Source organism: Sphingomonas pseudosanguinis, from assembly GCF_014196255.1.
GTDB classification, from domain to species: domain Bacteria; phylum Pseudomonadota; class Alphaproteobacteria; order Sphingomonadales; family Sphingomonadaceae; genus Sphingomonas; species Sphingomonas pseudosanguinis.
In genome coordinates, this window is sequence record NZ_JACIDH010000005.1 from 41,583 (window position 1) to 60,311 (window position 18,729).

The following is an 18,729-nucleotide window of genomic DNA, read 5'->3' on the forward strand; positions in this document are numbered from 1 at the left end:
GGATGCGGAACTGGATGCGGACGGCTTTAGGCCGATGGGTCGGCTGGAGCAAGCCAGCGGAGCCATGAGAATGAATCGCAAATGAACCGCGCCATTCATCCCATCCGACAGGAATTCAGATGGTATCTGAGGGGCTTGAGCACAATGACGATCCGCCATCGCGCTCGAAATCCCTCAAAAAACCTTAACGGAGCGCGTTCGCCAGCAGCTTGTGCAGCTTGGAATGCAGCCCCTCGTTGGCGGCCAGATACTCGCCGCGATCGAGCGACTTGTCCGAACCCCGGAAATCGCTGACGAAGCCGCCGGCCTCGCGGACCAGCAGCATGCCCGCCGCCGCGTCCCAGGGCTTCAGGCCCGACTCCCAGAAGCCGTCATAGCGCCCCGCCGCGACCCAGGCGAGGTCGAGCGCGGCCGACCCGAAGCGGCGGATACCGGCGACCTGCGGCGCGATCGCACCGAAAATGCGGCTCCACTGGACGAAATCGCCATGCCCCAGGAACGGGATGCCGGTGGCGATCAGCGCCTCCGACAGATCGCGGCGCGACGACACGCGCAGGCGGCCGTCCTGCAACCACGCGCCCCGGCCCTTTTCGGCCCAGAAGCTCTCGTCGGTCAGCGGCTGATAGATCAGGCCGGTCGTGACTTCGCGCTTGCCGTTCGCCAGCGGCTCTTCGACCGCGATCGAGATCGCGAAGTGCGGGATGCCGTGCAGGAAGTTCGAGGTGCCGTCGAGCGGGTCGATGATGAAGCGCGGCTTGGACGGATCGCCCTTGATCTCGCCGCCCTCCTCCATGAGGAAATTCCAGTCGGGGCGCGCCTTCTTCAGTTCCTCGAAGACGGTTTCCTCGGCGCGCTTGTCGGCCATCGACACGAAGTCGGCGGGACCCTTGCGGCTGACCTGGAGGTGCTGGACCTCGTTGAAGTCGCGGCGGAGACGCGGGGCGGCCTTGCGCGCGGCGCGTTCCATGATGGTGAGAAGCCCGGAGTGCGAGGCCATGATCGTCCTTTCGATCGCGCCACTGCATCTCAGGGCGCTCAGAATTGAAAAGGCCCGCCGCGAACGACGGGCCGGGACGGCGGATGACGGGGTCGCGCCTAAATCGCGCCGGTCATCCGCCGATCGTCATCAGTCCGCGCGGCGGACGTAGGTCTGTTCGTACACGTCGACGACGATGCGCGTGCCGGACGCGATGTGCGGCGGCACCATCACGCGCACGCCATTGTCGAGGATCGCAGGCTTGTAGGAAGACGAGGCGGTCTGCCCCTTCACCACGGCGTCCGCCTCGACGATCGTCGCTTCGATCTGATCGGGAAGCTGGACCGAGATCGGCTTCTCCTCGTGCAGTTCCATCACGACGTCCATGCCGTCCTGCAGGAACGCGGCGGCATCGCCCAGCAGGTCGCGCGGCAGCGTGATCTGCTCATAGGTTTCCTTGTCCATGAAGGTCAGGTCGTCACCCTCGGCGAACAGGAACTGGAAGTCCTTGGTATCCAGGCGGACGCGCTCGACCGTCTCGGCGGAGCGGAAGCGGACATTGGTCTTGCGGCCGTCGATGAGGTTCTTCATCTCGACCTGCATATACGCACCGCCCTTGCCGGGCTGGGTGTGCTGAATCTTCACGGCGCGCCAGATGCCGCCTTCATACTCGATGATGTTGCCGGGACGAATGTCCACGCCGCTGATCTTCATGGGTCTTCAACCTGCTGGAAAGAGCGAAGGACACCGGCGCGAGATACGCGGTCCGGCCTCCTGTGTCGGCCGCTTTAGCTCGAAGCGGTCTTTCCGGCAAGCAGCGGATAGGGATCGACCGGCTCCCCCTGATACCAGCGGTCGCCCGCGCGCATCCAGCTGACCCCGAAATGCAGATGCGTATTGCCCGCCCCCGCATTGCCGGTATCGCCGACATAGCCGACCACCTGCCCCCGCGCCACGCGCTGCCCCTCCGCCACATCCGGCGCATAGCCTTTCAGATGCGCGTAATAGAGGCTCCAGCGGCGATCGAGCGAGCGGATATAGAGCGTATGGCCGCCACGTTCGCTGTCGAACAGCTTCTCGACCGTACCCGGCAGGGCGGCGACAACCGGCGTGCCCGATGGCGCCATCAGATCGATGCCCTGGTGCTTGCGCTTGCCGCCCTCGCGCGGATCACCCCAGTCGCGGTGCAGCGCAGTGGCAGGATAGCCCGCGATAGGCATGGCCAGCGCCGCCGAACTCCCGGCCGCCGCCTGTCTGGGTGGCGCGGTAACCTCGGGCACGACGACTTCGGCGGGGCCGAAGGACAGCATCGACAGGAAGCCGCCGACGCCGATCACGATCAGCGCCAGCATCACCCATCCGAAACGGGAGAGCGGCCCCCTGCCCCCGCGCCGGCTCATTCGGGAATGGCCACCCCGGCCTCGAAGGTCTTCGAAAGCGGCGCCATGATCGGTGCCTGCCGCACAGCGGGATCGGCAAGACGGGGCGCACCCTGTGCGGGGGTCGGATGGGTCGCGACCGCGACGACGGCCAGAACGATGCCGCCGCCCATCGCCATTGCCAGTCTGCGCATCGGCCCCTCCTTCACGTCACATGCTACCGCATGGGTTAACGCGAGGCGCCACACTTGTTTCCGGAGCGCAACGGATCGGCCGTTCCGCCCCGGGCATCGGGGCGGGCCAGACCAGCAAGACGGCTAGACCATGATGACATGGCATGAAACCAACCCGAGCCCCTCCCCTTCAGGGGAGGGGTTGGGGTGGGGCCTCATCACAGGCGGCATGCACGCGGAGGCGCCCCACCCCCGGCCCCTCCCCTGAAGGGGAGGGGTGAGTCCGTCTTATGTCATCACGCTTTAGGCTGTATTGACGTTTGGACGCAGCCGGATGGACTGCTCCCCGTAGTGCAAAGGTGGAGGGGCACTTCCGGTCGAGAGTATCGTCCTGCTTCACGAACCGTGACACCCCTCCGTCACGCCTTCGGCCTGCCACCTCCCCTTGCAGGGGAGGACAAGGGCGAATGTCGATCAGCGCTCGCCGAGGATGTCCGCAAAGGCCTTGACCGCCGCTTCCTCGTCGCCGTTCCACACCGCACCCGACACCGCCAGGAAGTCGGCACCCGCCTTGACCAGCGGCGGGGCATTGGCCGGGGTGATCCCGCCGATCGCGACGCAAGGCAGCTCGAACAGGGTCGACCACCAGGACAGGATCACCGGTTCGGGGCGATGCGTGGTGTCCTTGGTCGTCGTCGGATAGAAGGCGCCGAACGCGACATAGTCCGCGCCGGTCTCGCCCGCTTCCATGGCGAGGTGACGACTGTCGTGACAGGTGATGCCGATCTGCACCGACGGCCCGAGCACGTCGCGGGCCTCGCGCGCATCGCCGTCATCCTGACCCAGATGCACGCCGTCCGCGCTCAGCCGCTTGGCGAGGCTGATGCTGTCATTGACGATGAAGGCGACCTCGCGATCGGCGCAGATGCGCTGGAGCGGCTCGGCCAGCTTCGCGGCGGCGTGCTGGTCCATGTCCTTCACACGGAACTGGAAGGCGGCGACGGGGCCGGCATCGAGTGCGCGCGCCAGTCGGTCGGCGAAACCGCCGGTCACATCGAGCGGCGAGATCAGATAAAGCTGGCAGGGGGGCCGCCGCATGTCGCGCACGAAGGCGGAGGCGAAATTGGGATCGAGGGGCCCCAGGGGATCGTCGTCAAGCGTCATGCCGCTTCCCTAACGCGTGACGGGCCTCACGTCACCTGCCCGACGCACCCGGCAAAGAGGCGTGGAATGGGCGTCCCGGTTCCCCAACCGGAACGCCCAACCCTAGCAAGAACTTATTCTTCGTTCTTGTAGATCGCGATCAGTTTGTCGAGCATCGCCAGCGCCTCGTCGCGCGGACGCTGGAAGGTGTTGCGGCCGATGATCGAGCCGTTGCCGCCACCGTCGCGAATGTCGCGCGCGTCCTGATAGACGGCGTCCGCCCCCTTGGCGGCGCCACCCGAGAAGACGACGATGCGACGGCCCGCAAAGCTGGACTGGACGACGTGGCGCACCCGGTCGGCCTGGTTGGACCAGTCGGTGCCCTCATAGACCTTCTTAGCCTCGGCCTGTTCGATATGGTCGCTGGGCAGCTTCACCTTGATGATGTGCGCGCCGAGCAGCGCCGCCATGTGCGCGGCATAGGCGCCGACGTCGAGCGCCAGTTCGCCGTCCTTGCTCAGCTTGCCACCGCGCGGATAGCTCCAGATGACGGTGGCGAGGCCCGCCTCGCGCGCCTCGGCCGACAGGATCGCGATCTGGTCCATCGCATCGAAAATGCCGTCCGAGCCGGGATAGATGGTAAAACCGATCGCCGAGCAGCCCAGCCGCACCGCGTCCTGCACGCTGCCCGTCACGGCCTGGGTGATCGAGGTGCCCCAGCTGTTCGAGCTGTTGATCTTCAGGATGGTCGGAATCTGGCCCGCGAAGGTGTCGGCCCCGGCCTCCAGCATGCCCAGCGGCGCGGCATAGGCCGACAGCCCGGCGTCGATCGCCAGCTGGAAATGGTAATGCGGATCATAGGCCGGCGGGTTGACCGCGAAGCTGCGCGCCGGGCCATGTTCGAAGCCCTGGTCGACCGGAAGGATGATCAGCTTGCCGGTGCCGCCCAGCTTGCCCTGCATCAGGATGCGGGCGAGATTGGCCTTCACCGCTGCCGGCGTGCCTTCATATTTGTCGAGAATGGCCTTCACGGTCGGGGTCATCGATTCTCTCCGGATTGAATGGGCTTCGGGAATAGCGGTCAGAGCATCAGCCAGCGGCGCAGCGCCTGATCGACCTGCTCCATACGGGTGGGCGAAGCATGGCCGATGACTTTGACGATATGATTGCGCGGGATGGACAGGATCTTGTCGACCTGCACTTCGCACTCGACGGTCAGGCCGGTATGTTCGCGCGGCGAGAAGGCGACGCGGAACAGCGCCTCACCGCCGACGACCGAGGTCATCGGGCAGACGGTGATGGTGTTGTGCGTCTCGTTATACAGGTCCGACTGGACGACCAGGAACGGACGATGGTCGCCGCCATCCCCCGTCGTCGCCAGCACGATGGCGGCATGCGAAATCGTCATGCCTGGTCCCCCTGCGCGTCGGATTCCCGGGCCAGCGCGTTCCAGAAGGCGAAATCCTCCGGCGTGTCGCGCTTCGACGCCCGCGTCGATTGGCGACGGGCTTCGCGCCGATAAGCCTCGTCATGCAGGTCGACATAGCGGCGCACGGCTTCCCGCGCGATATCGCTCTTGCTGCGCCCTTGCGTGCGGGCAACGGCCGCCAGCCGCTCTTCCAATTCGGTATCGAGGCGGACGCCGAGCATTGCCACTTCCTTCGTTTAACGTGTTTAACCTAGCAAGTCCGACAAGAGGGATCAAGCGGTCTTGCGTGCCGATGCCGACTGGATCATCCTGATCTGGGGCAAGGGGGGGCGATGAGCATGGCATGGCTTCGATGGATCGCGGCAGCGGCACTGGCGGCGGCGTCCACCGGTTCGCCGGCGCTGGTGCGCTCGGACCCACGAGTGGGTGAGATGGCCCCCGATTTCGACCTGACCCTGGTCGACGGCACGCATGTCCGGCTGGCGGACCTGCGCGGCCAAGTGGTCGTGCTGAACTTCTGGGCGACATGGTGCGGCCCGTGTCGCACCGAATTGCCGCTGCTCGACAAATATTATCGCATCCAGGGACCGCACGGACTGAAGGTCTTTGCGATCGCCACCGAGGACTCGGTGCCGCTCTACAAGCTGAAGCCGCTGTTCGCGACGCTGGCCATGCCGTCGGCCAAGCGGATCAAGGGGCCGTATAATACGCTCGGCGCCGTGCCAACCAACTACATCATCGATCGCGGTGGGCGGGTCCGCTACGCGCAGGCGGCGGCGTTCGATCTGGACGACCTCAACCGGTTACTCGTGCCGCTATTGAAAGAAGCCCCGCCGCCTGAGGCGACGGGGTTATAACCCTGCAAGCTTCCTCCCCTGCAAGGGGAGGGGGACCATGCGCAGCATGGTGGAGGGGTGTCCCCGGTTGCGATGACAGCCATCCTCGCCAGCCCTGACACCCCTCCGTCAGGCCTTCGGCCTGCCACCTCCCCTTGCAGGGGAGGAATGATCTCAGGCCAGCAACGCCGCGACGCCGGGCAGGTCCTGCCCTTCCATCCATTCCAGGAACGCGCCGCCCGCCGTCGAGACGAAGGTGAACTGCGTCCCCACGCCCGCCTGGTTGAGCGCGGCGACGGTATCGCCGCCGCCCGCGACCGAGACAAGGCTGCCGTCCTGGGTCAGCGCCGCCGCCGTCTTGGCGAGCGCGACGGTCGCCATGTCGAAGGGCGGCGTCTCGAACGCGCCGAGCGGGCCGTTCCAGACCAGCGTACGGCAGTTCTTGAGCACATCGCCCAGCGCCTCGACGGCATTGGGGCCGAGGTCGAGGATCATTTCGTCGGCGGCGACTTCGTGGACATTGACGGTGCGGGTGTCGGGGTTCGGCTTGAACTCCCTGGCGACCACCACGTCGTACGGCAGGTGGACGGTGCAGCCCGCCTTATCGGCGGCGTCGAGGATGTCCTCGGCGGTGCCGGTCAGGTCATGCTCGCACAGCGACTTGCCGACATCGACGCCGCGCGCGGCGAGGAAGGTGTTGGCCATGCCGCCGCCGATGATGAGGTGATCGACCTTGCCGACCAGATGCTTGAGCACGGCGAGCTTGGTCGAGACCTTGGCCCCGCCGACCACGGCCGCGACCGGATGCTCGGGGTTGCCGAGCGCCTTTTCCAGCGCGTCGAGTTCGGCCTCCATCGCACGGCCCGCGAATGCCGGAAGCTGGCGCGCCAGCCCCTCGGTCGAGACATGCGCGCGATGCGCGGCCGAAAAGGCGTCGTTGACGTAGAAGTCGCCGAGCTTGGCGATCGCCGCCGCCAGTTCGGGATCGTTCTTTTCCTCGCCAGCATGAAAGCGGGTGTTTTCCAGGATCGCGATATCGCCGGGGTTCAGCGTCGCGACCGCCGCTTCCGCCGCCTCGCCCGCCACGTCGTCGATGAAGCGGACCGGACGGCCCAGTACGTCGCTGTACGGCTGGGTCAGCATCGCCAGCGAGAATTCCGGGTTACGCTGCCCCTTGGGGCGGCCGAAATGGGCGAGGATCAGGACGATCGCGCCCTTGTCGGCCAGTTCGGTCACGGTCGCGATCGTCGCGCGCAGGCGGGTGTCGTCAGTGACGCGGCCATCGGCCATCGGCACGTTCAGATCCTCGCGGACCAGCACGCGCTTGCCCTGGACATCGCCCATATCGTCGAGCGTCTTGAAGGCCTTGGTCATGATTCCTCGATCCTGATTGTATCGCCGATGCGGATCGTGCCGCCCTCGATCACGCGCGTGCAAACGCCGCCGCGCCAGTCGGGGGTCAGGGCCGCGCGCAATCCGTCGGCGATCGCGTCCATGCGGTGGCACGGATCGCATTCCATGGTGATTTCCAGAAGGACAGGCCCGATACGCAGCCGGGTGCCCGGAATGTGGGGAAGGTCGAAATCCTCGACCAGCAGGTTCGCCCGGCGCTCCTGCCAGGGGATGTCGCGGTCGATTGCAGCGAGCGCCGCGTCCCAGTCGCCCCGCTCGATCAGCGTCACCTGACGCCGTCCGCGACCGCCGGGCTTCACGCGCCCGCGCACATCGCCTTCGATACCGCCCTCCAGGGTGACGATGGCGGTGTCGATCACCGCCATCGGCCCCTTCGGCACGGCATGGCGGGCGATGCCGGCCAGACGCCCGGTCATCGCCCGCCCGTCCGTCATTAGAGGAACTTCGCCATCGCGGTCGCGGTGTCGACCATGCGGTTCGAGAAGCCCCATTCATTGTCGTACCAGGACACGACGCGCACCAGCTTGCCGTCGATCACCGCCGTCTCCAGGCTGTCGACGGTCGAGGACTGCGGCGAGTGCATCAGGTCGATCGAGACGAGCGGCTCGTCGGTGTAGACCAGCACGCCCTTCAGCGCCTCGCTCTCCGAGGCAGCCTTCAGGATCGCGTTGACCTCTTCCTTGGTCGTATCGCGCGCGGGCGTGAAGGTCAGGTCGACCAGGCTGACGTCCGGGGTCGGCACGCGGATGGCCGAGCCGTCCAGCTTGCCCTTCAGTTCGGGCAGAACCTCACCCACCGCGCGGGCAGCACCCGTGGTGGTCGGGATCATCGACATGGCGGCGGCGCGGGCGCGGCGCAGGTCGGGGTGGATCTGGTCGAGGATCTTCTGGTCGTTGGTATAGGCGTGGACCGTGGTCATCAGGCCGCGCTCGATGCCGATGGCGTCGTTCAGCACCTTGGCGACCGGCGCCAGGCAGTTGGTGGTGCACGAGGCGTTCGACACGATGGTATGGTCGGCGGTCAGCTTGTCATGGTTGACGCCGTAGACGACGGTCAGGTCGACATTCTTGCCCGGCGCCGAGATCAGCACCTTCTTGGCCCCCGCCGCGATGTGCTTTTCGCACGACGCCTTGTCGGTGAAGAAGCCGGTGCACTCCAGCACCAGGTCGACGCCCAGTTCCTTGTGGGGCAGGTTCGCCGGATCGCGCTCGGCGGTGACGCGGATGCGCTTGCCATCGATCACGATGTCGTTGCCCTCGGCGGCGACTTCGCCCGGATAGCGGCCATGGATGCTGTCGCGGCTGAACAGCCAGGCGTTGGACTTGGCATCGGCGAGATCGTTGATCGCGACCAGTTCGAGAGCGCCCTCGCCACGCTCGAGGATCGCACGCGCGACCAGACGACCGATGCGGCCGAAACCGTTGATTGCAACCTTGACCGTCATGCCAGCAAGCTCCTGTCTCTTACGGGCCGTGCCTGGACGACACCGCCCCCGGTTCGATGGACCCCCTGATCGGTGATTCCATCCTTCGCGCCACGCCTTTCGGAGCCGGCGGGTTCGCTGTCAACCGCCAGCCGACCCCGCATCGTCCAATTGCGGGTTGCCGCGTGAAGCCATCATGCTAAGCCGATCCCATGTCCGAACCCATTGCCGACGATGTCCTTTCCTCCGTCGAGCGTATCGACCGCGCCATCGCGCGCATCGAGCAGACGATCCGCAACCGCGCCGCCAAGGAAGAGGCGCTGGCCCGCCGCCACGCCGCGTTGAAGGCGCGCATGGCCGAGGCGGTCAGCGCGCTGGACGATGTCATCGCCCGGGGGAGTGCCGCCTGATGGCCGAAGTCACGATCATGGTCGGCGACCGCCCTCATACCGTCTATTGCCAGGACGGCGGCGAGGCGCGCGTGCGGATGCTGGGCCAGATGCTCGACCAGCGCTGGGCCGCCGCGCTGCGCGCCTCGGGCGGACATAATGGCGAGCGGGCGCTGCTGTTCGTCTCGCTGATGCTGGCCGATGCGCTGGAGGAGGCCGAGCGCCGCCCGCCGGCGGGCGCGGCGGTCAGCGAGGCTGCGCTGGCGCGCATCGCGGAACGGCTGGAGGCGCTGGCCGACGCGCTGGAACCCGAGGGTCCCGGCGCCTTTGAATAGGATCGGGGCCTTGAGTAAGACGTCACCCTCGCCTACATTGCTCGGCGGCGGGCTCTGCCCGGTACGAGCCACGATAATCCCTGAGGCTATTCTTCATCCAAGGGGGCTGTCCCTGCCCGGGCCCTGGCCCGACGCACATGGTCCCCACCTGACGTATTGGGCGTCAGTGGATATTACGGCACACGGCCACGGCGGTCCCGCCACCCGCCCCTTCCCCGATCCGGCGTCATGATCGACAAGCGCGCCCTTCGCGCCCGGATGCGGGCGGTTCGCGACGCGCATGGCCCCGGGCTGATCCCGGTGCCGCGGCCCTTTCTCGACCGGCTTTTCCCCCAACAGACGATCGCGGCGTATCGCCCACTGGGCGCGGAGGCCGATCCGGCCCTGTGGGTCGAGGCGGCGCTGCATGCGGGTGCGACGATCGCACTGCCCCATGTCACCGACCGCGCGAGCCCCTTACGCTTCCTGACATGGGCGGACGGCGAGGCTTTGACCGTCGGCACCTTCGGGCTGCACCAACCCGCCCCCGACGCCCCCGAATGTCGCCCCGACATCATCCTGACGCCGCTGGTTGGCTTCGACCGGCGTGGCAATCGGCTGGGACAGGGTGCGGGCCATTACGACCGCGCTTTCGTGGCCCATCCGGACGCTTGGCGCGTCGGCATCGCCTGGAGCGTGCAGGAGGTCGAGGCGATGGTGCCGGACAGCTGGGACATGCCGCTTCACGCCATCGCCACCGAATCGGAATGGATCGTCCCATGACCCCCAGTTGGCGCAAACCCGCCGGTATGCTGCTGATCGTCGCGATCATCATCCTTTGGGCCGCGCTCGTCGCCAGCCTGTCGAGCGTGGTCGGGAGGTGGCACTGGGTGGTGCAGCTGGCGTTCTATGTCGTGGCGGGGATCGTCTGGATCACGCCCATGAAGCCGCTGTTGCGCTGGATGGAAGGTGGGCGGCGCTGAGGCGGGGGTTTTCGCGTGACCTTCGACTTCGCTCAGGCTGAACGGGATTTGGGGAATGTTTGAAATCGGTTTTTGGAGACCCTCGACGCAACCATGCGGTCGCGCGTCCCAATCGACAATATCCGCGCTGAAAACAAAAACGCCATCCCGAAGGATGGCGCGAGTGACGGGGCTCGAACCCGCGACCTCCGGCGTGACAGGCCGGCGCTCTAACCAACTGAGCTACACCCGCTTGAAAGCCATGTGATGCCAACCCAGATTGGCATCGGCCCCGAGAGGGGATTTCGATATTTTCAGCCATTCTCCGAAGAGGATGGCGCGAGTGACGGGGCTCGAACCCGCGACCTCCGGCGTGACAGGCCGGCGCTCTAACCAACTGAGCTACACCCGCTGAAAGCGTCGAGGCGCGCCAACTAGGCGAGGGTTCCGGACCTGTCAACGCATCTTTTCAACTTTCTTGCGGAACGTCCGGCGGATCGCTCTCGCGGTCGAGATGGGTGAGCGTGCCATGCTCGAACAGGAAGCCCGCAATGTCGGGCTTTCCGGCCGCCTTCAGGACGGTCTGGAGGATGATCAGCAGCGGCACCGCCAGCAGCGCGCCGACCGTGCCCCAGACCCATCCCCAGAAGCTCAGCGAGATCAGGATGAGCACCGGGCTGATGGTCAGGCGGTGCCCGACGATCAGGGGGGTGATCAAATTCGCCTCGACCAGATGCATGCCATACATGATCGCCGGCGGGGCGAGCGCGACCCAGATGTCGCTGAACGTCATCAACCCGCCGATCGCCAGCAGCAGCGCGCCGATCACCGGCCCGAAATAGGGGATGTAGTTCAACAGGGCGACGATACCGCCCCACATCAGCGGATAGGGCATGCCGAACAGCGACAGCGCGCCCGCCACCGCCCCGCCGAGCGCCAGGTTGATGATGGTGATGGTGCCAAGATAGGCCGAGACGTCGTCCACGACCTCCTGGATCACCCGCGCAGTCGCCATGGCCCCATCGAAGCTGGTCCGCCCCCGGATCGTCTCGCGCCGCATCCGCGTCCACCCCGAAAGCACGAAGAACACGACCAGCACGCCGAACAGGAACTGCACGATCAGCGCGGGCGCCGAGGTCGCAGCCAGTTCCAGGATCGAGCTGGGCGGCGATACCGCCGTCGTCTGCGCCTGACGGATGGGCGTGGTCGCGACCTGGCGCAGCGCCTTGTTCACATAGCGCTCGAGGTTGGAATAGAGATCGAGCAGCGGTGCCAGATTGTCCTGGATGCGCCCGATGCGGCTGGGCAGCAGCCGGAAGAAGTCGGTCGCCGGCACGATGATCGCCGCCAGCGCGATGTTGGCGACGATCAGGAACAGCAGCACGCACATCAGCGCGGCCAGCGGTGACGGCACCCGCCGCCGCTCCAGCCATTCGAGGATCGGCACCAGCGCAATCGCGATGACCAGCGCGGTGGTCAGCGGCAGGAAGAACTCCGCCCCCGCCCGCAGCGCAAACGGCAAGGCCAGGATGAAGCCCGCCCCCGCCGTCAGCGTCAGCCCGGCGAGCAGCCGGTCGCGGCGCATCGCGATCCGCACCGCATCGCGCTGCCCCATGCCGACCGGCATGCCCAAGATCGAATCGCCGGCGATCCCGGTCCTGCCGGTCGCCTCTTCCTGCGCGTCACTCATGACCGGCACGTTAGCGGCTTTCCCCTCAGTGAGAAGCCGCTAACGCGCGCGTATCGGGACGATTTTCATGACGAACCTGTCATGATGGACGGCGACGCGTCCCAAGCAACGCGCTACCAGGCGCGGGGGATGCCGCCGGTGCGCTCGGCCACCGCATTTTCGATCGACTGAAGCTGGCTCCGGCTCAAGACGCCCGCATCCATCAGGTGGCGCATCAACTCGTCCGTCAGGGCCGCCAGGAAGTGCAGTTCCGCACGTTCGGACGCGCCATCTTCGTTCAAAACTTCCATCGCAGACTCCCGGCTTGAGCGATGGCACCTGTGTAACCGTCCCGCATTTGTCGCGATAGTCGTTTCGGATCATCGCCCTACACTTGACGTTGACGTAAACTGCACTCATCAAATCGCGATGGATACCGTCCCCCGTTCCGCCCCGTCCCCCGATCGTCTGGCCCAGGGTCTGGTCGACCTGCTCGATGTCGAGGAGATCGACACCGACCTGTACCGCGGCGCGCGCCGGCCGGGTGGTCAGGGGCGGGTCTTTGGCGGACAAGTGATCGCCCAGGCACTGCAGGCCGCGCAACGCTCGACCGAGGCGCCCAAGGTCGCACATTCGCTCCACGCCTATTTCATGCGGCCGGGCGATGAGCGCTATCCGATCATCTACCGCGTCGAGCGCGATTTCGAGGGGCGCAGCTTCGCGACGCGGCGGGTGATCGCGATGCAGAAGGGCAAGCCGATCCTCAACATGGCCTGCTCGTTCCAGACGCCCGAGGAGGGTATGCATCATCAGGACGCGATGCCCGACGTGCCGCGCCCCGAGGCCCTGCCCACCGAACGCGCGCTGCTCGACGAACTCGGCGATCAGGTGCCAGCGCCGCTGCGCGCCTTTCTGAGCCAAATTCGACCGATCGAGATGCGCGTCACCGATCCCCGCCAGGTGATGACGCCCGCTCCCCGCGCGCCGCAACAATCGATCTGGTTCCGCCTGGTCGCGCCGATCGGGGACGATCCCATGCTGCACCGGGCCATCTTGGCCTATGCCAGCGACTTCGTGCTGCTGGGCACCTCCACCCTGCCGCACGGGATGAGCTGGCTGACCCATGACATGCAGACCGCCAGCCTCGACCATGCGCTGTGGCTGCACGAGCCGTTCCGCGCCGATGAATGGCTGCTCTACACGACCGACAGCCCCTGGGCGGGGCATGCGCGCGGGTTCAATCGGGGGCGGATATTCACTGCCGATGGCCGGCTGGTCGCCAGTGTCGCGCAGGAAGGGCTGATCCGCCTGCGCCAGCTCCAGGGCGACGCAGGCGCCTGATCATCGGCGCAGCATCCGCCGCGCCGACTGGGTGGCGGTGCGCGTGTCCTCGGCCAGCTTCTTGACCTCGGCGGCGACGATGCCGAAGCCGCGCCCGGCGGGGCCGGCGCGCGCCGCCTCGATCCCGGCGTTCAGCGCCAGCATGTTGGTCTGTTCGGCGATCGTCGTGATGCTGTCGACGATCCCCTCCATATCGCGCAGCATGGTTTCGAGATTGGTCTGGCGTTCCTCGGCCATGCGGCGGAACTGTTCCGCCTGGCTGAGCTGCTCGGCGGCCTGCGCCTCGAGCAGGACGCGATCGGTCATGTCGCTGGCGAACTTCACGACCTTGTAGGGCACGCCGTCGGCATTCAAGATCGGGGTGTAGGTCGCCTGCAACCAGACAGGCGAGCCGTCCGACCGGCGACGCTCGAACCGGCCGGAGATGAACTGCCCGGCGGCGAGGTCGGCCCAGAGTCTGGCATATTCGGGCGTGCGGGCATAGTCCGGGTCACAGAAGCGGCGATGATGGACGCCGATCGCCTCGCCCCGGCTATAGCCCATCACAGACAGGAAAATGTCGTTGGCGGCCAGCACATGGCCCTTCAGGTCGAACTCGATCACCGCCTGCGACGTGTCGATCGCCGCCAGCTTGCTGTGCGCCTCGCCATCCGCCAGCCGGCGCTCGGTCACGTCGCGGCCGACCTTCAGGATCATGTCCACCCGGCCCTGCGCGTCGACGATCGGCGTATAGCTCGCCTCCAGCCAGACCGCGCGGCCGCCGCGCCCCTGTCGGCGATAGACGCCGCTGTGGAACTGCCCCTGCAACAGCGACCGCCAGAAGTGGTCGTAATTGGGCCCCGGCATGATGGTGGCGGGGCAGAGCAGGCGATGTGGCTGGCCGATCACCTGGTCGGCGCGATAGCCGAAGGCGCTGGCGAAATTCTCATTCGCCCACAACACCCGCTTTTCCGTGTCGAACACCGCCAGCATGTGCGCCTGATCGATCGACTGGAACAGAGGATCGGACCTCTGCCAGATTTGGCCAGTTTCGGCGGCGGGCGCGATGGAAAACATGGGTGCGATTTAGCCAAAATGGACTAATAATTGTTAAATTGCTCTAGATCAGGCACGCTAGATTAGGGGTGATGCACCATGCTTCGCCATACCGGATCGGCGGACCACCGCCCCGCCCGACACCCCAATGCCTTATGCCGACACGCCGAAAATCCCGGTGACCGGCCATACTTTTTCTTCTAACGTCCTTGCTTGACCAAAAGGGAATAGCGGACATGGCGGCGATGCCCGTCACAGAGGGGCAGAATACCGAACGCTACCGGCAGAAACGCGACGCGATTCTCGCGGCGGCGGCGGCGGCGATCAACGAGCAATCGGCCAAGGGCATGACCTTCGCCGATGTCGCGCGGCGCGTCGGGCTGAACACCACCAGCGTCACCTATTATTTCAAGCGCAAGGAGGATCTGGCCGCCGCCGCGTTCGAGAACACGCTCGAACGGCTGCTCGACATGCTGGCGATCGCCGGCCGGGAGGCGACGCCGCAGGCCCGCATTGCCCGCTATATCGCACTCAACATGGACCGGCTGTCGCGGATCGAGCGCGGGGAGGAAACCGCTTTCGCCGTCCTCTCCGATCTGCGAGCGATGGAGGAGCCGATCCGGGGGCGGCTGATGGCCGGCTGGCAAAAGGTGTTCCGCACCACGCGCGGCCTGTGGGGCACCCCCGCCAGCCGTGCGCATCAGGATCTGTACGGCGCACGCGCGCATGTCCTGCTGGAGAACACCTTCTGGCTGCCCATCTGGCTGCCCCGTTACGAACCCGACCAGTATCACCGGGTCGAGGAACGGCTGCTCGACGTGCTGACGCACGGCGTCGCCGCGCGTGGTTCGGGCTGGTCTCCTTCCCTCCTTCCATTGGGCGCCGAAGGACATTCCGGGCGTGAGGCGGAGCCGGGGCGCGAGGCCTTTCTGCTGGCGGCGACGCGGCTGATCAACCAGCTCGGCTATCGCGGCGCCAGCGTGCAGCGGATCGCCTCCGAGCTGAACGTCACCAAGGGCAGCTTCTACCATCATCTCGACGCCAAGGACGATCTGGTCGTCACCTGCTATCGCCGCAGCTTCGACACGATCACCTCGGCCCAGCAACTGGCCGACGCCGCCGGGGGCAGCCATTGGCATCGCCTGTCGAGCGCGATCGCGACCCTGCTCGACATCCAGTTCGCCGAGCGGGGGCCGCTGTTGCGCACCAGCGCGCTCTCCAGCCTGCCCGCCGACGCCCGTCGCGCGATGGTCGACCGGTCGGACCGGATCGCGCGGCGCTATGCCGGGACGATCATGGACGGGGTGGCGGAAGGGTCGATGCGTCCCGTCGACGCACTGATCGCCGCGCAGATGCTGATGGCGCTGCAAAACGCCGCCTTCGACATGCGCAAATGGGCCGCCACCATGGAGCGGCCCCGCGCGATCGCGCTCTATGCCTCGACCATCCTCTATGGCCTGTTCGACGACCGGTTGCTGGCGGACTGACGCCCCTCTACAAATTGCGACAATTGCGGGGGCGCGACGACATGATCGGGGGACAGGCGCGGGCCATAGACGTCATCATCGGAAGGGATCGGCCCTTCCCCGACCCAAGGACCCGCCCACCATGCGAAAGACCCTGATCGGCCTTTCCCTCGGCCTGATGATCACCGCGACCGCCGCCCAGGCGCAAACCGGCACGCCCAACGCCACCCCGATGCGCCATGGCCTGATGGGCATGCAGCCCGATGCCCAGGGCAATATCGACCGTACCGCCGCGCTGGCCGCCGCCGACCGCCGCTTCGCCGCGATGGACGCCAATCACGACGGCACCGTCACGCCTGAGGAAATGCGCGCCTATCGCGACCAGAAGCGTGCCGAGCGCGCGCAGCGCCAGGGTGACCGCCCCGGCCGCCGCGCGCCGCAGCCGATGACCGCCGAGGCCTTCCGCGCGCGGGCGGCGGCGATGTTCGACCGGCTCGACACCAATCGCGACGGCAAGATCGACGCGCAGGAACGCGCCGCCGCGCCGCACGGGCGCTGGGGTCGTCATGGCGGTGCGGACCAGTCGGCCCCGGCCACGCAGCCCATGCGCGACGGCGACTGATCGTCGGCGGGGCGGTGCCGGTCGCCGGCCCGCCCCGCTTGCGAGGATCTGCCGCCATGCTAGACCCCGGCCCCATGTCCGACACGCCGCATCTGCTGCTCGTCGATGACGAGCGTTCGATCCGCGAACCGCTCGCCGTCTATCTGACCAAACAGGGCTTTCGCGTGACGCAGGCCGGCGATGCGGCATCGGCGCGCACCCGGCTGGCCGCCTATGCGATCGATCTCGTCATTCTCGACATCATGATGCCGGGCGAGGACGGGCTGTCGCTGTGCCGCCATATTGCGGCGACCAGCGAGGTGCCGGTCATCCTGCTGACCGCCCGCGCCGAGGAGACCGACCGCATCGTCGGGCTGGAGATGGGCGCAGACGATTATGTCGTGAAGCCCTTCTCCCCGCGCGAGCTGGCGACCCGTGCGAAGGTCGTGTTGCGACGGACCCAGGCGGGCGGTGCGCGCGTCCACGCCCCCGACAGCGGCTCCTACGCCTTTGCCGGCTGGGTGCTGAAGTCGGGCGAGCGCTCGCTGGTCGACCGCGAGGGCGTGTCGGTGATGCTGTCGACGGGCGAATACAACCTGCTGCTCGCCCTCGTCAGCCGCCCGCGCCAGGTGCTGACCCGCGACCAGCTGCTCGACCTGACACAGGGGCGCGAGGCCGCCGCCTTCGACCGGGCGATCGACAACCAGGTCAGCCGTCTGCGCCGCAAGATCGAGGCGGACCCCAAGTCGCCCGAGATCATCAAGACCGTATGGGGCGGCGGCTATACGCTGGCCGCCGAGGTCACCCGCCTGTGAACCCCCGTCTGTGAGCGTCTGCCCATGACGCTGCGGCTCTGGCCGCGCCGGCTGGCGGCGCAACTGGCGCTGCTGCTCGCCGTGGCACTGTTCGTGGCGCAGGCGATCAGCTTCACGCTGTTGCTGCGCGAGCGACGCTCGCTGCTGCTCGAACAGATTTCGGGACCGGCCATCGCGCGGTTGAACGACGCGATCGAGCGGTCGGGCAATGGTCGCATCCCGCCCTACGAACGCGGGCGCGTGCGCCGCGCCGCCGCCAATCCGATCGCCCCCGGCCTGCCGCGTGTGACCGGGGTCGAGACGCTGATCCGCGAAGGACTGGTGGAGTCGGGCCATCCGGTCGGGCGCATCGTCACCGGTATCCGCCCGTTCAACCCGGCCGATTTCGACTGGCCGCGCCGCCGCTTCGGACGGCGTCATCCCGTCGACGAGCTGATGATCGCGGTCGAACAGCCGGGCGGGCGCGGCTGGCTCGTCACCCGTTCGATCTGGCCGCGCGACGGCATGTATCTGGTCTGGCGGCTGATCACCCAGACGCTGATCCTCTATGGCATCATCCTGCTGCCCGTGCTGTGGATCGGCCGGCGCATCTCCCGTCCCTTGCGCGACCTGACCCGCGCGGCCGAGCATTTCGACCCGCGCGAGCCGGGCGAGCCGATCCCCGAACAGGGGCCGCTCGACGTATCGGCGCTGATCGCCGCGTTCAACGCGCTGCGGCTGCGGATCGGGGCGATGCTGGAGGAAAAGGACCGGATGCTGGGTGCGATCGGCCATGACCTGCGCACGCCCCTCGCCGCGCTCCGGGTGCGGATCGAGTCGGTCGAGGACGAGCAGGACCGGTTGCGCATGGCCGACACCATCGCCGAGATGAACAAGACGCTGGAGGACATCCTCTCGCTCGCGCGGGTCGGCCGGCCCAGCGAGGCGGAGACCGATGTCGACCTGAACGCGCTGGTCGATGCCGTGGTCGCCGACTTCCACGATCTGGGGCAGGAGGTGACATTCGAGGAGAGCGGGCGGCTCCGGCTGAAGCTGCGTCCTTCCCTGATGCGGCGTGCGGTGCGCAACCTGATCGAGAATGCGGTCAAATATGGCCATAGCGCAGATGTACGAATCGATGCCAAGCCGCATGAGATTGCAATCATCGTCGCCGATCAGGGGCCGGGCATCGCGCCGGATCAGCTGGAGACGGTGTTCGATCCCTTCATCCGCCTGGAAAGCTCGCGCAACCGCGACACCGGCGGCATCGGCCTGGGGCTGGCGCTCGCCCGGTCGATCGTGCGCGAGGCGGGGGGCGACATCCGCCTGACCAACCGGCCCGAGGGCGGGCTGGCGGCGACCATCACCCTGCCCCGCTGAGCCGCC

24 protein-coding genes and 2 tRNA genes are annotated in these 18,729 nt (G+C 67.0%); 10 read left to right on the top strand and 16 right to left on the bottom strand.

What is annotated here, in order from left to right:
• Positions 1-184 precede the first annotated feature (184 nt).
• The 8 genes from GGR48_RS07955 to GGR48_RS07990 form a co-directional block, all read right to left on the bottom strand.
• A complete protein-coding gene (locus GGR48_RS07955; RefSeq protein WP_007404243.1) occupies positions 185-997 on the bottom strand; it encodes an inositol monophosphatase family protein in 813 nt (270 codons plus the stop codon).
• A gap of 129 nt (positions 998-1,126) precedes the next feature.
• Positions 1,127-1,690 (bottom strand): elongation factor P, encoded by a 564-nt coding sequence (efp, locus tag GGR48_RS07960; protein WP_058716349.1) that lies wholly within the window; start codon positions 1,688-1,690, stop codon positions 1,127-1,129.
• Between the two features lie 74 nt (positions 1,691-1,764).
• Positions 1,765-2,376 (bottom strand): M23 family metallopeptidase, encoded by a 612-nt coding sequence (locus GGR48_RS07965; RefSeq protein ID WP_183951387.1) that lies wholly within the window; start codon positions 2,374-2,376, stop codon positions 1,765-1,767.
• Positions 2,373-2,549 carry a hypothetical protein gene (locus tag GGR48_RS07970; protein WP_183951388.1) on the bottom strand — a complete coding sequence of 59 codons (177 nt, stop codon included), beginning with the start codon at positions 2,547-2,549 and terminating at the stop codon, positions 2,373-2,375. The genes GGR48_RS07965 and GGR48_RS07970 overlap by 4 nt, the downstream gene beginning before the upstream one ends.
• Before the next feature lie 453 nt (positions 2,550-3,002).
• Positions 3,003-3,692 (bottom strand): thiamine phosphate synthase, encoded by a 690-nt coding sequence (gene thiE, locus GGR48_RS07975; protein ID WP_183951389.1) that lies wholly within the window; start codon positions 3,690-3,692, stop codon positions 3,003-3,005.
• A 113-nt stretch (positions 3,693-3,805) separates the two neighbouring features.
• Complete coding sequence (locus GGR48_RS07980; RefSeq protein WP_175311414.1) at positions 3,806-4,714, bottom strand: class I fructose-bisphosphate aldolase; 909 nt, start codon at positions 4,712-4,714, stop codon at positions 3,806-3,808.
• Positions 4,715-4,752: 38 nt separating this feature from the next.
• Complete coding sequence (locus GGR48_RS07985; protein ID WP_183951390.1) at positions 4,753-5,079, bottom strand: type II toxin-antitoxin system PemK/MazF family toxin; 327 nt, start codon at positions 5,077-5,079, stop codon at positions 4,753-4,755.
• Entirely contained in the window at positions 5,076-5,321 is a 246-nt protein-coding gene (locus GGR48_RS07990) for a ribbon-helix-helix protein, CopG family (RefSeq protein ID WP_183951391.1), read from the bottom strand. The genes GGR48_RS07985 and GGR48_RS07990 overlap by 4 nt, the downstream gene beginning before the upstream one ends.
• Positions 5,322-5,438: 117 nt before the next feature.
• Here GGR48_RS07990 and GGR48_RS07995 point away from each other — a divergent pair, with 117 nt between their 5' ends.
• Entirely contained in the window at positions 5,439-5,957 is a 519-nt protein-coding gene (locus GGR48_RS07995; RefSeq protein ID WP_183951392.1) for a TlpA family protein disulfide reductase, read from the top strand.
• 153 nt (positions 5,958-6,110) lie between these two features.
• On the opposite strand, the gene GGR48_RS08000 is transcribed toward GGR48_RS07995, so the two are convergent.
• The 3 genes from GGR48_RS08000 to gap are packed head-to-tail and all read right to left on the bottom strand — an operon-like array spanning position 6,111 to position 8,793.
• Positions 6,111-7,310 (bottom strand): phosphoglycerate kinase, encoded by a 1,200-nt coding sequence (locus GGR48_RS08000; RefSeq protein ID WP_183951393.1) that lies wholly within the window; start codon positions 7,308-7,310, stop codon positions 6,111-6,113.
• On the bottom strand, positions 7,307-7,765 hold the full coding sequence (locus tag GGR48_RS08005; RefSeq protein WP_183951394.1) for an MOSC domain-containing protein: 459 nt from the start codon (positions 7,763-7,765) through the stop codon (positions 7,307-7,309). Before GGR48_RS08005 ends, GGR48_RS08000 begins: the two co-directional genes overlap by 4 nt.
• Positions 7,766-7,782: 17 nt before the next feature.
• Positions 7,783-8,793: a type I glyceraldehyde-3-phosphate dehydrogenase gene (gene gap, locus GGR48_RS08010; RefSeq protein WP_183951395.1), complete on the bottom strand. Its 1,011-nt coding sequence runs from the start codon at positions 8,791-8,793 to the stop codon at positions 7,783-7,785.
• A gap of 191 nt (positions 8,794-8,984) precedes the next feature.
• Here gap and GGR48_RS08015 point away from each other — a divergent pair, with 191 nt between their 5' ends.
• The 4 genes from GGR48_RS08015 to GGR48_RS08030 all read left to right on the top strand — a co-directional run bounded on the left by GGR48_RS08015 (position 8,985) and on the right by GGR48_RS08030 (position 10,458).
• Entirely contained in the window at positions 8,985-9,182 is a 198-nt protein-coding gene (locus GGR48_RS08015) for a hypothetical protein (RefSeq protein ID WP_183951396.1), read from the top strand.
• Positions 9,182-9,496, top strand: a complete 315-nt coding sequence (locus GGR48_RS08020) for a cell division protein ZapA (RefSeq protein WP_183951397.1) — start codon at positions 9,182-9,184, stop codon at positions 9,494-9,496. Before GGR48_RS08015 ends, GGR48_RS08020 begins: the two co-directional genes overlap by 1 nt.
• 228 nt (positions 9,497-9,724) lie before the next feature.
• Complete coding sequence (locus GGR48_RS08025; protein WP_183951398.1) at positions 9,725-10,258, top strand: 5-formyltetrahydrofolate cyclo-ligase; 534 nt, start codon at positions 9,725-9,727, stop codon at positions 10,256-10,258.
• Complete coding sequence (locus GGR48_RS08030; protein WP_183951399.1) at positions 10,255-10,458, top strand: DUF2842 domain-containing protein; 204 nt, start codon at positions 10,255-10,257, stop codon at positions 10,456-10,458. The genes GGR48_RS08025 and GGR48_RS08030 overlap by 4 nt, the downstream gene beginning before the upstream one ends.
• A gap of 155 nt (positions 10,459-10,613) precedes the next feature.
• On the opposite strand, the gene GGR48_RS08035 is transcribed toward GGR48_RS08030, so the two are convergent.
• The 4 genes from GGR48_RS08035 to GGR48_RS08050 form a co-directional block, all read right to left on the bottom strand.
• Positions 10,614-10,690 (bottom strand) — tRNA-Asp (locus tag GGR48_RS08035).
• Between the two features lie 82 nt (positions 10,691-10,772).
• Positions 10,773-10,849: transfer RNA gene (locus GGR48_RS08040), tRNA-Asp, on the bottom strand.
• Between the two features lie 57 nt (positions 10,850-10,906).
• Entirely contained in the window at positions 10,907-12,064 is a 1,158-nt protein-coding gene (locus GGR48_RS08045) for an AI-2E family transporter (RefSeq protein ID WP_240455894.1), read from the bottom strand.
• 176 nt (positions 12,065-12,240) lie between these two features.
• A complete protein-coding gene (locus GGR48_RS08050) occupies positions 12,241-12,417 on the bottom strand; it encodes a hypothetical protein (RefSeq protein WP_183951401.1) in 177 nt (58 codons plus the stop codon).
• Between the two features lie 118 nt (positions 12,418-12,535).
• On the opposite strand from GGR48_RS08050, the gene GGR48_RS08055 reads away from it, so the two are divergent.
• Positions 12,536-13,447: an acyl-CoA thioesterase gene (locus GGR48_RS08055; RefSeq protein WP_183951402.1), complete on the top strand. Its 912-nt coding sequence runs from the start codon at positions 12,536-12,538 to the stop codon at positions 13,445-13,447.
• Here GGR48_RS08055 and GGR48_RS18310 read toward each other — a convergent pair whose 3' ends face one another.
• Positions 13,448-14,503: a methyl-accepting chemotaxis protein gene (locus tag GGR48_RS18310; protein WP_183951403.1), complete on the bottom strand. Its 1,056-nt coding sequence runs from the start codon at positions 14,501-14,503 to the stop codon at positions 13,448-13,450.
• Positions 14,504-14,718: 215 nt separating this feature from the next.
• Between GGR48_RS18310 and GGR48_RS08065 the strand changes: the two genes are divergently transcribed.
• The 4 genes from GGR48_RS08065 (at position 14,719) to GGR48_RS08080 (ending at position 18,723) form a co-directional block, all read left to right on the top strand.
• Positions 14,719-15,969, top strand: coding sequence for a TetR/AcrR family transcriptional regulator (locus GGR48_RS08065; RefSeq protein WP_183951404.1), 1,251 nt, complete (start codon positions 14,719-14,721; stop codon positions 15,967-15,969).
• 121 nt (positions 15,970-16,090) lie between these two features.
• The gene (locus GGR48_RS08070; protein ID WP_183951405.1) at positions 16,091-16,570 is read left to right on the top strand and encodes an EF-hand domain-containing protein; all 480 of its coding nucleotides are present in this window, start codon (positions 16,091-16,093) and stop codon (positions 16,568-16,570) included.
• A gap of 74 nt (positions 16,571-16,644) precedes the next feature.
• On the top strand, positions 16,645-17,364 hold the full coding sequence (locus GGR48_RS08075; RefSeq protein WP_007404208.1) for a response regulator: 720 nt from the start codon (positions 16,645-16,647) through the stop codon (positions 17,362-17,364).
• 24 nt (positions 17,365-17,388) lie between these two features.
• Positions 17,389-18,723 (top strand): sensor histidine kinase, encoded by a 1,335-nt coding sequence (locus GGR48_RS08080; protein ID WP_183951406.1) that lies wholly within the window; start codon positions 17,389-17,391, stop codon positions 18,721-18,723.
• The last annotated feature ends 6 nt before the right edge of the window (positions 18,724-18,729 follow it).

Excerpts from the sequence above, each read along its gene's own strand:
- GGR48_RS08030 (WP_183951399.1), top strand. The coding sequence starts at position 10,255 with ATGACCCCCAGTTGGCGCAAACCCGCCGGTATGCTGCTGATCGTCGCG.
- GGR48_RS08050 (WP_183951401.1), bottom strand. The coding sequence starts at position 12,417 with ATGGAAGTTTTGAACGAAGATGGCGCGTCCGAACGTGCGGAACTGCAC.
- GGR48_RS18310 (WP_183951403.1), bottom strand. The coding sequence starts at position 14,503 with ATGTTTTCCATCGCGCCCGCCGCCGAAACTGGCCAAATCTGGCAGAGG.
- GGR48_RS08070 (WP_183951405.1), top strand. The coding sequence starts at position 16,091 with ATGCGAAAGACCCTGATCGGCCTTTCCCTCGGCCTGATGATCACCGCG.
- GGR48_RS07955 (WP_007404243.1), bottom strand. The coding sequence starts at position 997 with ATGGCCTCGCACTCCGGGCTTCTCACCATCATGGAACGCGCCGCGCGC.
- GGR48_RS07995 (WP_183951392.1), top strand. The coding sequence starts at position 5,439 with ATGGCATGGCTTCGATGGATCGCGGCAGCGGCACTGGCGGCGGCGTCC.
- GGR48_RS07980 (WP_175311414.1), bottom strand. The coding sequence starts at position 4,714 with ATGACCCCGACCGTGAAGGCCATTCTCGACAAATATGAAGGCACGCCG.
- GGR48_RS08065 (WP_183951404.1), top strand. The coding sequence starts at position 14,719 with ATGGCGGCGATGCCCGTCACAGAGGGGCAGAATACCGAACGCTACCGG.
- GGR48_RS08015 (WP_183951396.1), top strand. The coding sequence starts at position 8,985 with ATGTCCGAACCCATTGCCGACGATGTCCTTTCCTCCGTCGAGCGTATC.
- gap (WP_183951395.1), bottom strand. The coding sequence starts at position 8,793 with ATGACGGTCAAGGTTGCAATCAACGGTTTCGGCCGCATCGGTCGTCTG.
- GGR48_RS07970 (WP_183951388.1), bottom strand. The coding sequence starts at position 2,549 with ATGCGCAGACTGGCAATGGCGATGGGCGGCGGCATCGTTCTGGCCGTC.
- GGR48_RS08055 (WP_183951402.1), top strand. The coding sequence starts at position 12,536 with ATGGATACCGTCCCCCGTTCCGCCCCGTCCCCCGATCGTCTGGCCCAG.
- GGR48_RS07965 (WP_183951387.1), bottom strand. The coding sequence starts at position 2,376 with ATGAGCCGGCGCGGGGGCAGGGGGCCGCTCTCCCGTTTCGGATGGGTG.
- GGR48_RS08025 (WP_183951398.1), top strand. The coding sequence starts at position 9,725 with ATGATCGACAAGCGCGCCCTTCGCGCCCGGATGCGGGCGGTTCGCGAC.
- GGR48_RS08000 (WP_183951393.1), bottom strand. The coding sequence starts at position 7,310 with ATGACCAAGGCCTTCAAGACGCTCGACGATATGGGCGATGTCCAGGGC.
- GGR48_RS08045 (WP_240455894.1), bottom strand. The coding sequence starts at position 12,064 with ATGCCGGTCGGCATGGGGCAGCGCGATGCGGTGCGGATCGCGATGCGC.
- GGR48_RS07985 (WP_183951390.1), bottom strand. The coding sequence starts at position 5,079 with ATGACGATTTCGCATGCCGCCATCGTGCTGGCGACGACGGGGGATGGC.
- thiE (WP_183951389.1), bottom strand. The coding sequence starts at position 3,692 with ATGACGCTTGACGACGATCCCCTGGGGCCCCTCGATCCCAATTTCGCC.
- GGR48_RS08075 (WP_007404208.1), top strand. The coding sequence starts at position 16,645 with ATGTCCGACACGCCGCATCTGCTGCTCGTCGATGACGAGCGTTCGATC.
- GGR48_RS07990 (WP_183951391.1), bottom strand. The coding sequence starts at position 5,321 with ATGCTCGGCGTCCGCCTCGATACCGAATTGGAAGAGCGGCTGGCGGCC.
- GGR48_RS08020 (WP_183951397.1), top strand. The coding sequence starts at position 9,182 with ATGGCCGAAGTCACGATCATGGTCGGCGACCGCCCTCATACCGTCTAT.
- GGR48_RS08080 (WP_183951406.1), top strand. The coding sequence starts at position 17,389 with ATGACGCTGCGGCTCTGGCCGCGCCGGCTGGCGGCGCAACTGGCGCTG.
- efp (WP_058716349.1), bottom strand. The coding sequence starts at position 1,690 with ATGAAGATCAGCGGCGTGGACATTCGTCCCGGCAACATCATCGAGTAT.
- GGR48_RS08005 (WP_183951394.1), bottom strand. The coding sequence starts at position 7,765 with ATGACCGGGCGTCTGGCCGGCATCGCCCGCCATGCCGTGCCGAAGGGG.